Below are 12,235 nucleotides of genomic sequence, written 5' to 3' on the forward strand. Positions count from 1 at the left end.
CATGACTTATGAAGCAATCGAATTCAACATAGATGACGGTATCGCGTTTTTGTATTTGAACCGGCCTGAGGCCAAGAACGCGCTCGATGACGTGATGCGGGTGGAGATCGCTGACGTCATCAGACGCTTGCGCAAGGGGATCGACCACAAGGAACTCGATGTCAGGGCCTTGGTGATCAGTGGGCGCGGCGGCGCCTTCTGCGGCGGCGGTGACGTGAAGGGTATGGCCACGAAGAAGACGAGCCAGATGATTCACAGCCGCATGACGGACATCCAGGACTGGTTTCGTGACCTACTCAAGCTTGAGATGCCCGTCATCGCGGCGGTTGACGGGCCTGCTTTTGGGGCTGGGTTCAGCATCGCGCTGGCCGCCGACTTCATCATTGCGACGCCGAAGACGAGCTTCTGTGCAGCGTTCGGCCGCATGGGACTGGTGCCGGACACGTCCATCCTCTTCATGCTGCCTCGCATCGTGGGATTGCAGCGCGCGAAGGAACTGATGTTCTCGGCGCGGGCCCTGGGTGCCGAAGAGGCCAAGGCGATGGGAATCGTCTACGACCTGGTGCCCGAAGGCGAAGCCATCGAAGCCGCCACCGAGCTTGCACGCAAGATGAAGCTGGCGTCCATGGCCGCTGTGGGGCTTACGAAGCAGCTGCTCAATCAGACCTTCGAGTCGAGCCAGACGGCGATGGCGCAGGCCGAAGCGCTCGCTCAGGCCGTCGCTATCGGCACCGATTACCACGCTGATGCTGTTCAGCGTTTCGTCGGCAAATCGCCGCTCTTGTTCACGGGCTTCAGTGAGCGGAACTGGCGCAAGCCGACGCAGCCGAAATAACGAACTGCCCATCCAATTCCCTCACCAGCACAAAAAACATATCAGCCATGTTCGACCGCTCCAGCCTTTCGATTCCCGCCATCTGCGCACCCATGTTCCTCGTCACCGGGCCCAACCTGGTGCGGGAAGCTTGCCTTGCAGGACTGGTGGGTGTTTTGCCGCGCCACAACGCAAGGACTCTTGAGCAATTCGAGGAATGGCTGGATGCGATCCAAGCCGCGCGTAAGGAGGCGCTGATTCGTTTCACCAAGGTGGGACCGCTCGTGGTCAATGTCTCCGCAAAGCTGCCCAAGGCTGAACTCGAGGAGACGTTGACGCTTGCAGGTCGCTACGGCGTGGAGACTGTCATCAGTGTGGGCGGCGGGCCGCGCGAGGTCGTGCGCGTCGCGCATGGGAAGAGCATGGGCGTGTTCCACGATGTCATCAGTGTGGAGTTCGCGAAGAAAGCGATCGGCCAGGGAGTCGACGGTCTAATCGCCATTGGTCTGGGCGGCGGAGGCCATTCTGGGCTTCTGTCGCATCTGACCTTGATTGAAAAAATCCGCACGACGTTCAAGGGACCCTTGGTGATGGCAGGAGGCATCTCGACGGGTGCCGGTGTACGGGCCGCGGAGGTTCTGGGCGCCGACTACGCATACATGGGGACGCGCTTCGTGGCCACGAAGGAAGCCGATGCGCCCGCCGATTACAAACAGATGCTGGTCGACTCGACCTCGGAAGACCTGGTCTACACGCCCAACGTTACCGGCGTGTCGGCCAACTGGTTGAAGCCCTCACTGCTGCGGTGCGGGATCGACATCGAGACGCTCGCGAAGCCCGGCGCAGAACGCTTTGATCATTTGCCGAACGACATTCGGCCGTGGCGGGACATCTGGAGCGGCGGGCAGGGCATCGATCTCATCGACGACATCCCCGACGTCGCCACGCTGGTCGCGCGGCTCGTTCGTGAATATCAGGCTGCGTGCGGGCGCCACGGGACGTGATGCTCAGCCAAGGACCGAAGGGCACCATGGAGTTCGACGACGTCATCCTCGGCCGCCGCAGTATCCGGGGCTACAAGCCTGATCCAGTTCCTAAGGCATTGATCATGGAGATCATTGCACTAGCCATGCAGGCGCCATCGTCCAATAACACCCAGCCGTGGAACTTCTATGTCGTCACCGGCGAGCCGCTGGCCCGCATCCGCACTGGCAACACGGAGAGGATGCTGGCCGGTGTGCCGCAATCTCGGGAGTTTCGAACCGGCCCAGCTTTTGAAGGTGCCCACCGTGAGCGAAAGATCGAAGTCGCCAAGCAGCTCTTCTCGGCCATGGGCATCGATCGAGACGACAAGGAGAAGCGCCACGATTGGGTCATGCGCGGCTTTCGCCAGTTTGACGCGCCGGTCTGCATCATCGTCACCTACGACCGCGTGCTTGACGGGAGCGATGATACATTTTTCGACTGCGGGGCCGTGGCCACAGCGCTTGTGAACGTCGCTTGGTCGCGGGGTTTAGGTTGCGTGATCAACAGCCAGGGCATCATGCAATCGCCAGTGGTGCGAAAGCATGCCGGCATCGCTGACGACCAGGTGATCGTGAAGAGCATTGCGCTCGGCTGGCCAGACGAGACCTTCCCCGCGAACGCGGTGATCTCCGAGCGCAAGAGCGTCGCCGAGGCGAGCATTTTTGTTGGGTTTGAGGAGCAGAACGTATGAGCGCTGGCAATCTGATCCGCCTCGGTAACACCGGCTTGCACGTCTCGCGCTTGTGCTTAGGAACAATGACGTTCGGCTCCAGTGCCGACGAAAGCGAGTCTGTCGCAATCCTTGATGCTGCCACGGAGGCAGGCGTCAACTTCATCGACACCGCGAACCGCTACCCAAGCGACGCGCCGGACGAGCGCAAGGGCTTGACCGAGGAGATCATCGGCAGATGGCTCAAAGGTCGCCGGGAACGCTTCATTCTTACGACGAAGGCCGGAGGCCCGATGGGCCCGTTACCGTGGAATGCGGGCACGTCGCGCAAGCACCTGCTCGGAGCTATCGACGCGTCTTTGGCCAGGCTTGGTACCGATTACGTCGACCTGTTTCAACTGCATCGAGACGATCACGCCACACCCTTGGACGAGACGCTGGAGGCGATCGACACGATCGTGCGCAGCGGCCGGGCACGCTACGTCGGCGTCTCCAATTGGGAAGCGTGGCGCATAGCGCGTGCGCTTGGGCGGTGCGAGGCGCTTCGACTGGTGAAGCCCGTTACCGTGCAGCCCCGCTATAACCTGCTGTTCCGCCAGTGCGAGCGCGACCTGTTCCCCATGTGCGAGGCGGAGAACCTCGCGACGCTCTGCTACAACCCCCTGGCTGGTGGCTTGCTGACGGGAAAGTATCTTAATGGGGAGCTGCCTGATGCGGCGACGCGCTTCGGCGCGGGCAGCACTGCGGCTGCTTACAGGCAGCGGTACTGGCATGAAAAAGAGTTCGAAGCGGTTGGTCGGATCATGAAAGTCGCTCAGAGTGTGGGCATGCCTCCTGAACGGCTGGCGGTGGCTTGGTTGCTCGCTCAACGAGGCGTTACCTGCGCGGTCTTAGGGGTGAGTCGGGCTTCCCAGCTATCGCAGGTGCTACTTGCGGGGGATGCGAAGTTAGATGACCAAGTTCTGGGCCAGCTGGAGATGATCACCCACGAGTTCCGTTACGGTGATGCGGCGCCCATTTGACGCTCGCCTTCAAATCTACAGTCGGCCGTTCACTCAGTGTAGAAACTACCAATTTCAGAGATCCAATGCCTGCTCGGTCCAGGAGTAGGCATACACGTCGCAAGCAGGTATTCGCCGCAGCCTTGGCCTCAATCACCATAGACAAGGGCATGATCTGGGCACTTGAGTCCAACGGGCGGACCAGGGAGTCCGAGTCACCTGTTGGCACGACGGTCAGATGCGACAAGGTAGCTTGCTCATCGCGTGGCACTTTTTCCGACCAGAAAGCCCATCATGACCACTGATATTCCCCTCTTGCTCGAGCGCGACGGCGCGGTAGCCTCCATCTGCTTCAACCGGCCGTCGGCCCTCAACGCCATCGATCCGGCTATGGCGCGAGCGCTCCTCAGCGCCGCGCGCGAACTGGCCGCCGACGCGAGCGTGCGCGCCATCATCCTGCGCGGCGCTGGGAAAGGATTCATGGCCGGCGGCGACCTAGCTGTGCTCGGCGCCGATCCGCAGCTTGGTGCGGCAGAGCTGATCGGACCTCTGCATGAGGCAGTGCGTGTACTGGACACCATGAACGCTCCGCTCATAGCGCAGGTCCATGGCGTAGCGGCCGGGGCGGGGCTGAGCCTGATGCTTCAGGCCGACTTCGTGCTGGCCGCCGCTGGTACACGCTTCAACCTCGCGTACGCGAATATCGGCGCCAGCTGCGACGTCGGCGCATCCTGGGCTCTGCCACGCCGGGTGGGGCTCAGACGCGCTCTAGAGCTGGCGTTACTTTGCGACACGTACGATGCTGACGCCGCTGAGCGCATGGGCTTGATCAACCGTGTGGTGCCGGCCGCAGAGCTTGAGGTCGAGGCGTTAGCGCTGGCCCACCGGTTGGCCAGCGGCCCAACCCTGGCATTGGGTCACCTGCGCCGGTTGATGCGCGGCTCCCAGAACCGCGACTTTGCGGACCAACTCGACGCCGAGGCGGCCGCGTTTCAGGCCTGTGCTGTCAGCGACGACTTCCGCATCGGTGTTGAAGCTTTCCGAAATCGGAAGACGCCGTCTTTCACCGGTCGCTAAGTCCGCCTGGAGTTGCACTTACTTTCGATTCCTGATCCCGGTACGTCGGCTAACGACCTCACGCGACATCTTTGTGGTCTGAACTGCCCGCACCGCCATTGGCACCTTCGGTGAGGCGCTCAAGTACGTACCCAACACCAACTAGCCGCCACGGCCCGTGAAAGCCGCCCTAGAGCGCCGCCGACGCCATTGGCCATGGCGTTATGCCCGCGGCGTGAAGAGGACGCTGCCTCAGCAGTGTGGCCACCATTGACGCCGGTTGCGAAGTCGAGACGCCGACCTTCACTGTCAACAGTCTGTGCAGCTCGATCTGGCGTGCTATTAATAGCGCCCGTGTCATTCATGTCCATTCACGGATCGGAACTGCTGAGGCGTGCATCCGGCAATGCGCCGGAAGAATTTGCTGAAATGCGTGGCCTCCTGGAAGCCGAGATGATCGGCAATAACCCCTACGGGCCAATCCGCATGTATCAGGAGACGCTTCGCCTCTAGACCAAGCCGTCGTAAGACGTATTCCTTTGCACTGATGCCTTCCGCATCGAGGGCGGCACGCGTGAGGCTTCTCTCGGTGCACCCCATTTCCCTCGCGTAGGTACAGACGCTTTTCCATTCGACGAAATGCTGCTCTACCAAGTCCTTGAACTGATGGAAACGCATTAGAGTCGGTCGCCTCCGCTGATCATCAAAGTGCGTGTTCCTGTAGGTAATGGCAAGCCATGAAACCAGCGCATAAAAGCCATATCGCAGATGAGACTGCATGTCCTCGACAAATTGCGTAGATCGGCCCAGGTCATGCGGCGGATGCTCTGAACTGCTTTCGTCATTGCACGCCGCGTCCTTCCTCATCCATTGGATGACGGATTCTGCACGCTCCAGGCCCATGGCATCGATATGGATGCAGGCTGGAAAGCGCTCTATATCGAATCCCGAGCGAAGGTCCTCACGCGATGACGCGGGCCAAAGAAAATCCGGACGCACCAAGAGTATCCAGCCATCCCAATCTTCGCTCTCTCCAAAGTTATGCGCCTGCCCAGGGCGAACCATGAGCAGACTTCCAGCCGCGCCTAAGCAGGGCTCGAAGTCCAGCATTTGATTGCTCTGACCCTCGGTCACGAGTATCAACATGTAGAAGGTATAGCCGTACGTCCGGCGCATGCCTTCTTGGCTCGTCCTTCGACGCAAGTCTGAGACTCGGAACACCTCCAGACCATAGGGGTACGAACCTTCGGGCCGATAACGAATTTCATGGATCTGATTCCTTGATATTTCCGTCATTTCATTTACTCCCCATACAACCAGCTCGAGCGTCGTCACGACTGATGTTGTCCGAAAAGTATCAGATAAATGCCACTTTCTGCCTTTATGTTTTGCCTGGGGTGCGAAAAAATGTCATTTTATGAGCAACAAGGATACGGCGATGAGCACCAATCTTCAACAGATCACGCAGGAAGTGTTTGAGCTGGAGCGCTCGCTGAATGAGCGGTGGAGCGCAGGGGACAACCGCGGCTATCTAGACAACTACCATCAGGACATCAGCTACTTTGATCCTGCTCTCGAGTGCCTGCTCGTGGGGCGCGATGCCGTCGTCGATCACATCCAAAAGCTGTACAAGAACCCGCATATTGTGCGCAGTGAGTATCTCAATCCACACGTGATCACCAGCGAGGCAGGTGACTTGGCCGTACTGAGCTACAACCTGCGCACCTATATCGCGGATGCCAACGGCGCAGAGCAATTGCTACGCGCCTGGAACGCGACAGAGGTCTACCGCAAGATCGCGGGCGCGTGGCGCATCGTGCATTCGAACTGGGGGCTGACGAAGTCGATGACCGTCGCCACCGCATCCTAGTTTAGTGGGCAATTCTGTTCTGCACTTTTCCGGCGGTAGCGGCGAGAGCGGCCTTCACCCGACACATGACGACGTTTCTAACTAACGGAGATCGATCATGATCAAACGTTCTGAAATCTTCGACTACGCCGAAAAGAAGTACAACGCCAAGCCAGATTACCCTTTCGAGAAGTACCGCCGTTATGCAGTGCTACGTCATTCAGATGATGACAAATGGTTCGGGCTGTTGATGAACGTCTCCAGAGGCAAGCTGGGACTGAAAGGCGAAGGCGAGGTCGATGTCCTCGACATTAAATGCCATCCGGCGAAGGTCGAGGACCTCAAGACCAGACCCGGCTTCCGGCCGGCTTATCACATGAACAAGGAACACTGGCTCACTGCCGTTCTTGACGGCTCGGTATCGAAGGAAGAGGTCCTTGCCCTTCTCGATGAGAGCTACGAACTCACCAAATAGCCCCGGCGCTGACGCATACCCACCCAAAGCTGCAGCGTCCGACTTTGGAGGGGTCAGGCAGGCCGGCTCAAGACCTGTCTATTGAGGAGCTCATCATGAAAACGATGCGAGCAATCGTCCTTTCCAAACCCGGGCCAGTCGGAAACCTCGTTCTGGAGGAGCATCGCGTCCAGGAAATCAAACCCGGCTGGGTGCGGATCCGGATCAGGGCCTTCGGGGTTAATGAATCCGAAGTCACCACCCGCAAAGGGCTGTCCTCCCCCGATGTCACCTTGCCGCGCATTCCCGGAATCGAGTGCGTCGGCGAGGTTGATGAAGCGCCCGCTGACAGTGATCTGAAGCCGGGACAGAAGGTCGCCACCATGATGGGCGGCATGGGGCGGTCGTTTGATGGCTCCTATGCCGAGTATGTCGTCGTGCCGGTCGGCCAGGTCATTCCGTTCGATACGGACCTGCCATGGGACGTCGTCGGCGCCTTGCCGGAAATGTTCCAGGCGGCCTATGGGTCTCTGACCAAGGGGCTTGATCTGAAAGCGGGCCAAACGCTGCTGATCCGGGGCGGAACCTCCACGGTAGGACTGTCGGCCGCGACCATTGCAGCGGCCATGGGCGCCACGGTGATTTCCACGACACGCAATTCCGAACGGGCCGAGATGCTACGCAACGTCGGCGTTCGTCATGTGGTCGTCGATGGCGGGAACATCGCTGACGCCGTGCGTAAGATCATTCCCGAGGGCGTCGATGCCGCCCTTGAGCTTGTCGGCTGTGGCGTTTTGCCCGACACACTGAAGGCGGTCCGCGTTCATGGAATCACCTGCTTCACCGGGGCTCTGGGCGACCAATGGACGATCCCTGATTTTGACCCGTTCTCCGTCATTCCATTCGGCGTCCGGCTGACCTGCTACGGGGGTAGGGCGACTGATCTTCCTGCCAATGTGTTCAACAGCCAGCTCGAAGCCATCGCTGCGGGACGGATGAAGGTCAGCGTCGCCAAAGTCTATCAAGGGTTGGAAGGCGTGCGCGATGCGCAATCCGATCTGGAGGCCGGCAACACACCAGGCAAGCATGTCGTCGTGCTCGACTAAACGACAAGGACGATACTCAGGCCGCTGGGTCTCCGGTGGTGAAGCAGTCCTGACGCGCGTCTTGTCACGAAACCTGCATTGCCGTCGGAATGAAGGATTTGGGTGCTGAAATTGGGAAGGACAACCTCCTGGCAAAAGACGCATGGAGCAGCGCCAAGGCGCTCCTCGGACGAAAACACTCGGGTCACACGGGATCATGGAGAAAGGCGTTTATATGAACGTGCGCGATTCCGGCGACCAGAGGGCAGGCACAAGAAGCCTTTCGCAGCGCCGGCTTCAGACGCTGGCTCGAGAAGTTGCGGCATCGCTGCCAGGCGTAAGCCGTGGCCGCCCGTTCGTGCAAAAGCTGGACGTGTACAAGGTCGGCGACAGAGTTTTCATGATCGTGACCGATGATCCCGACGAGAGAATCATCACACTAAAAGCCGATCCAGACCATGCGAGTGCGCTGCGCGATCACTTCCAAACGGTGACTTTTGGACGCTACCTAGACAAGGGACACTGGATCTCCATCGGCGCGGGTCGGGGCATTACCTCGCAGTTGATCACTGAACTGGTCAAGACCTCTTATAGGTTGGTCATCGAAACGATGCCGGTGCGGGACAGGCCAAAGAAGGACACGGCGTGAGCGAGGCCCAGAGAATGATTCCAACTATCGAGGTGCTTGGCGCCTAGGCGCATCACCTGAGCAGCATCGACGTATCGATCCTGTTGAGCTTTGGACCCCAATCTTGGGCTCGGCTGCGCCGGAAAAGCCATCTCTGCAAAAGGAACCCAGCAATGACCCAGCAATCCCAGAAGACCCAAGCATTTGCAGATCACTACGTAGATCAGCTTTCGTCCTGGGCAAAGATCACGACACGGCCTCTATTCGGTGCCGTTGCACTCTATCGGCAAGATCATGTCTTTGCCATGGCTTGGCATGGAGGCATCTACTTCAAGGTTGATGACGACTCGCGCAAGAAATACGACGCCGCAGGCTCCCATGCCCTGGGTTACGAGAGCGAAGGAGAAGAGCGTGCGCTGAAGTCCTATTGGGAAGTGCCCGCCGACGTGGTAGAGGATCATGAACAACTGCAGCGGTGGGCTGAGCGGGCCTACCGCGCGGCGGTCAAAAGTGCTAAGGGGTGATCGGCGAGGGTGGCGCTATCGAAAGTCACTGCAAGCTGTTCGCTCCAACAATTTGTGCCAGCCACGCCCTTGGCTCAACGAGGCACTCCCATCTGCCACGGCCTTGCAGGCAGCGGCCGATGCGGCCGTCGGCACCAGCAAAGACGTACTAATGATCGCGTCGGCACACTCTGGAAAGACGCTGGCTGCATTCTTGCAGCCATCGATCAGCTCTTTCGGAAAGCGTGGCGAGTTTCTCCCCAGGGTAACTCGGCGCATCACAAGCCTCGTGACGATCCGATCGTCAACTTCACGCGCGCACTGGAAGGACTGAACACATGACTAACGCTAACACCGCTGCCCACTCGATCCGATCCTGGCTGGGTATCCCCTACGCTACCGCAGAACGCTTTCGCCGCCCCAGCCTGCTGCCCTTCAACCCGGACCTGCCCTACGACCAGAAGGGGCCGGCCCCGATGCAAGCCGGCGACACGAGCTGGCTCGAGGCCGACAACTGCCTGAGCGAGGACTGCCTGAACCTGAACGTCTGGGTACCTGAAGACGTTGGCGACGAACTGCTCCCCGTGGTCGTCTATATCTTCGGCGGCGGCTTCGAACTCGGCGCGAATACCCAGACAACCTCGAATGCCTCCGGTCTCGCCGCAACCGGGCGCGCCATTGGGGTGTCCCTGAACTACCGGCTTGGCCCGTTCGGGTGGCTCTCGCTCTCCCAGTACGGGGGGGCGTTCGCGGACGCCACCAACCTCGGCCTGCAGGACATCATCACCGCGCTCAGATGGGTGCGGCAGAATATTGCCCGCTTCGGCGGCGACCCGCAGAACGTCACCGTCACCGGTCACAGCGCCGGCGCTTACTCCACGATTGCGCTCCTTGCCGCGCCGGCCGCCGACGGCCTCTACCAGCGCCTCGCCGCGTTCTCCGGTGGAGCATCCCGGATCGTTCCGGCCTGGTGGGCTGAAGAACTCGCGATCACGCTCCTCACCGAACTCGGCATTGCGGACGATCCTGAACAACTGCTCACTCTGGATGCGAAGCTCCTCGCCGAGACACTCATCAAGGTGAGTCCGCGCGACATCGGCGACCGACACGGCATCGACAACACGACGATCGGCATCGTGAACGACCACTTTCAGACCGGGGCCGTTCTCGCCGAGACGCCGCTGTGTGTCCTCGCATCCGGGCGTCACCGCGACGTCGACGTCCTCTTCAGCACGGCGACGAACGAGGCGGACTGGTGGGTCCTTAACGCGTCCCAAAAATTCGACCCGGGCAGCATCGACAACTTGGTCGACGAGCTCGTCAAGAAGTCGCGCATCCCCCGCAGCCGCGCCCGGCGCATCGTTGCCGCCTACGACGTCAACGGTCGCACTCCGGTCGAGGTCCGCGGGGCACTCTTCACGGATTATTTTTTCACCCTTCCCGCCGCCCGTGCGGCGCTCGCCCACGCCGCCGCTGGCGGAAACGCCCGCCTACTCACCGTGGGCCCTGTCGAGGGTGCGCACGCGGTACACGGCACCGAGATGTACGGCATCGTTGGCCAGCAACGCCCCGGACAAAGCGACGAGCAAGCCAGCCGGGACACCTTTGTCCGCAACGCCCTTCTCGACTTCGCCGCAGGCAATCACGACCGGCTCTGGAACTCCGTCACCACGGAACCTACCTCACACGGCATCGGAAACCCGCCGTACGACCCTACCGCCCATGCGGCCGAGGTCCTGCGCACCTTCGCGGGCATCGAACGGACCTGAGCTGCTCCAAAAGGACGTGAGCGGGGGGGGCGGGCGGATCGGCAGGCGATGCCAGCGCCGTGCCAGGGGTCGGCTGCAACGCGACTCCACCAAGGGAACGAGTCCCAGCAGACCTGCCTGCTGTCCTCTTACGCGATCGCGAGCACTGGTTCTCGTTAGGTCGTGTCCGAGCGGACCAAAAAGCCCTCATCCTTCGGATACCGCCGTATCTACACTCCTTTGGGCAGCGGGCAGGCCGATGGTTCGGCCACGCACCGTTCAAGTAGCGCGCTGCAGGTGGGGGCTACGCTGCGTCAGTTCTGCCGTCCAGTCCACAAACGCGCGTACCTTGGCGCTCAGGTGGCGGTTCGGCGGATACACCACGTAGATCGGCAGCAGAGGTTGAGTCCACTCGGGAAGAATGCGCACCAGTGTCTTGTTCTCGAGGTGGTGCATGGCTTGATCGCTTGTGATCTGGGCGATGCCCAGGCCCGAGACGGCCGCCGTCACATAGGCATTGCTTTCATTGACGCTAACTTTATAGGGCCCACTGATGCTGATCGACTCCTCGCCCTTTCGGAATTCCAGGGGATAGTGGCGCCCGGTCTTTGGCGAGAAATAGACCACGATGTTGTGGTTTTCTTCGATCGCCAGTGGATGCGTCGGTGTGCCGTAGCGCGCCAGGTACTCGGGCGATGCTACGGTGATGAACTCGAAATTTCCGATGCGTCGCGCCACCAAAGACTGGTCGGTCAGCTCGCCGCCGCGGATCACGCAATCCACGTTGTCGCTGATCAGGTCCACCATGCGATCGCTCACGCCCAGGTCCACCTGGATGTCGGGAAAGCGTGTATGAAACTCTCCGATGTTCGGCAGTATGAGCAGCTGCGCTGTGGATGCGCCCACGTCTACGCGCAGCCGCCCGCGTGGGTTCGAGCGGGCGGTGGTCATGCTCGCTTCAATGTCGTCGAGGTCAATCAAGAGGCGTATCGTGCGCTCATAGTAGGAGGCGCCGTCGGGGGTCACGGTGACACGGCGCGTGGTGCGGTTGAGTAGTTTTACACGCAGCCGCTCCTCCAGCCCCTGCACATGCTTGGTGACCGTCGCCTTCGGCAGGCTCAGTGAGCCTGCTGCCTTCGTGAATGTGCCAGCCTCCACCACTCGCACAAATATTCGCATCGCCTGTATCTGGTCCATAGGCTCTCCTTAGCTAACCATTGAATACTTGCTTGTGGTGATTGACAGCGCAGCATTGCCTGACGCGATCGCCACGCACGCAGATAGTGTTGATTGGAAAGTGTGAGACCTTTGGAACTACCAAAGCATGAGGGGAAGCAGCCGTACCGACCGTGCTGAATTCACATCTCGCTCGGCGGCACTGGTCTCGTTCTAATAGCAAAA

Annotated in this window: 12 protein-coding genes and 1 pseudogene; 11 read left to right on the forward strand and 2 right to left on the reverse strand. The window is 60.3% G+C overall.

The annotated features are described in order from the left end of the window. Window position 1 precedes the first annotated feature (1 nt). The 5 genes from LPA35_RS18870 to LPA35_RS18890 all read left to right on the forward strand — a co-directional run bounded on the left by LPA35_RS18870 (window position 2) and on the right by LPA35_RS18890 (window position 4,588). The gene (locus LPA35_RS18870) at window positions 2-835 is read left to right on the forward strand and encodes an enoyl-CoA hydratase/isomerase family protein (protein ID WP_228898153.1); all 834 of its coding nucleotides are present in this window, start codon (window positions 2-4) and stop codon (window positions 833-835) included. Window positions 836-882: 47 nt separating this feature from the next. Continuing rightward, complete coding sequence (locus LPA35_RS18875; RefSeq protein ID WP_228898155.1) at window positions 883-1,818, forward strand: nitronate monooxygenase family protein; 936 nt, start codon at window positions 883-885, stop codon at window positions 1,816-1,818. A 26-nt stretch (window positions 1,819-1,844) separates the two neighbouring features. Next, on the forward strand, window positions 1,845-2,531 hold the full coding sequence (locus LPA35_RS18880) for a nitroreductase (protein WP_228898156.1): 687 nt from the start codon (window positions 1,845-1,847) through the stop codon (window positions 2,529-2,531). Continuing rightward, window positions 2,528-3,532 (forward strand): aldo/keto reductase, encoded by a 1,005-nt coding sequence (locus LPA35_RS18885; RefSeq protein ID WP_228898158.1) that lies wholly within the window; start codon window positions 2,528-2,530, stop codon window positions 3,530-3,532. Before LPA35_RS18880 ends, LPA35_RS18885 begins: the two co-directional genes overlap by 4 nt. 273 nt (window positions 3,533-3,805) lie before the next feature. Then, the gene (locus LPA35_RS18890; protein ID WP_228898160.1) at window positions 3,806-4,588 is read left to right on the forward strand and encodes an enoyl-CoA hydratase/isomerase family protein; all 783 of its coding nucleotides are present in this window, start codon (window positions 3,806-3,808) and stop codon (window positions 4,586-4,588) included. Window positions 4,589-4,924: 336 nt separating this feature from the next. Here LPA35_RS18890 and LPA35_RS18895 read toward each other — a convergent pair whose 3' ends face one another. Then, window positions 4,925-5,902, reverse strand: a complete 978-nt coding sequence (locus LPA35_RS18895; protein ID WP_228898162.1) for an AraC family transcriptional regulator — start codon at window positions 5,900-5,902, stop codon at window positions 4,925-4,927. A gap of 103 nt (window positions 5,903-6,005) precedes the next feature. Here LPA35_RS18895 and LPA35_RS18900 point away from each other — a divergent pair, with 103 nt between their 5' ends. From LPA35_RS18900 to LPA35_RS18925, 6 genes and pseudogenes are all read left to right on the forward strand, one after another. Further along, entirely contained in the window at window positions 6,006-6,437 is a 432-nt protein-coding gene (locus LPA35_RS18900) for a nuclear transport factor 2 family protein (protein WP_228898164.1), read from the forward strand. Window positions 6,438-6,534: 97 nt separating this feature from the next. Continuing rightward, window positions 6,535-6,891 (forward strand): MmcQ/YjbR family DNA-binding protein, encoded by a 357-nt coding sequence (locus LPA35_RS18905; protein WP_228898166.1) that lies wholly within the window; start codon window positions 6,535-6,537, stop codon window positions 6,889-6,891. 95 nt (window positions 6,892-6,986) lie between these two features. After that, window positions 6,987-7,976: a zinc-binding dehydrogenase gene (locus LPA35_RS18910; RefSeq protein ID WP_228898168.1), complete on the forward strand. Its 990-nt coding sequence runs from the start codon at window positions 6,987-6,989 to the stop codon at window positions 7,974-7,976. 214 nt (window positions 7,977-8,190) lie between these two features. Next, the gene (locus LPA35_RS18915; RefSeq protein WP_228898169.1) at window positions 8,191-8,604 is read left to right on the forward strand and encodes an MmcQ/YjbR family DNA-binding protein; all 414 of its coding nucleotides are present in this window, start codon (window positions 8,191-8,193) and stop codon (window positions 8,602-8,604) included. A gap of 152 nt (window positions 8,605-8,756) precedes the next feature. After that, window positions 8,757-9,107 carry a TfoX/Sxy family protein gene (locus tag LPA35_RS18920; RefSeq protein ID WP_228898170.1) on the forward strand — a complete coding sequence of 117 codons (351 nt, stop codon included), beginning with the start codon at window positions 8,757-8,759 and terminating at the stop codon, window positions 9,105-9,107. Window positions 9,108-9,406: 299 nt separating this feature from the next. Beyond that, window positions 9,407-10,855, forward strand: a pseudogene (locus tag LPA35_RS18925) (carboxylesterase family protein); the annotation flags it as partial. A gap of 258 nt (window positions 10,856-11,113) precedes the next feature. On the opposite strand, the gene LPA35_RS18930 reads toward LPA35_RS18925, so the two are convergent. After that, the gene (locus LPA35_RS18930) at window positions 11,114-12,031 is read right to left on the reverse strand and encodes a LysR family transcriptional regulator (protein ID WP_228898172.1); all 918 of its coding nucleotides are present in this window, start codon (window positions 12,029-12,031) and stop codon (window positions 11,114-11,116) included. Window positions 12,032-12,235: the final 204 nt, after the last annotated feature.

This window comes from Acidovorax sp. Leaf73 (genome assembly GCF_916855635.1).
Classification (GTDB): Bacteria; Pseudomonadota; Gammaproteobacteria; order Burkholderiales; family Burkholderiaceae_C; genus Acidovorax; species Acidovorax facilis.

Excerpts from the sequence above, each read along its gene's own strand:
- LPA35_RS18870 (WP_228898153.1), top strand. The coding sequence starts at position 2 with ATGACTTATGAAGCAATCGAATTCAACATAGATGACGGTATCGCGTTT.
- LPA35_RS18875 (WP_228898155.1), top strand. The coding sequence starts at position 883 with ATGTTCGACCGCTCCAGCCTTTCGATTCCCGCCATCTGCGCACCCATG.
- LPA35_RS18880 (WP_228898156.1), top strand. The coding sequence starts at position 1,845 with ATGGAGTTCGACGACGTCATCCTCGGCCGCCGCAGTATCCGGGGCTAC.
- LPA35_RS18885 (WP_228898158.1), top strand. The coding sequence starts at position 2,528 with ATGAGCGCTGGCAATCTGATCCGCCTCGGTAACACCGGCTTGCACGTC.
- LPA35_RS18890 (WP_228898160.1), top strand. The coding sequence starts at position 3,806 with ATGACCACTGATATTCCCCTCTTGCTCGAGCGCGACGGCGCGGTAGCC.
- LPA35_RS18900 (WP_228898164.1), top strand. The coding sequence starts at position 6,006 with ATGAGCACCAATCTTCAACAGATCACGCAGGAAGTGTTTGAGCTGGAG.
- LPA35_RS18905 (WP_228898166.1), top strand. The coding sequence starts at position 6,535 with ATGATCAAACGTTCTGAAATCTTCGACTACGCCGAAAAGAAGTACAAC.
- LPA35_RS18910 (WP_228898168.1), top strand. The coding sequence starts at position 6,987 with ATGAAAACGATGCGAGCAATCGTCCTTTCCAAACCCGGGCCAGTCGGA.
- LPA35_RS18915 (WP_228898169.1), top strand. The coding sequence starts at position 8,191 with ATGAACGTGCGCGATTCCGGCGACCAGAGGGCAGGCACAAGAAGCCTT.
- LPA35_RS18920 (WP_228898170.1), top strand. The coding sequence starts at position 8,757 with ATGACCCAGCAATCCCAGAAGACCCAAGCATTTGCAGATCACTACGTA.
- LPA35_RS18930 (WP_228898172.1), bottom strand. The coding sequence starts at position 12,031 with ATGGACCAGATACAGGCGATGCGAATATTTGTGCGAGTGGTGGAGGCT.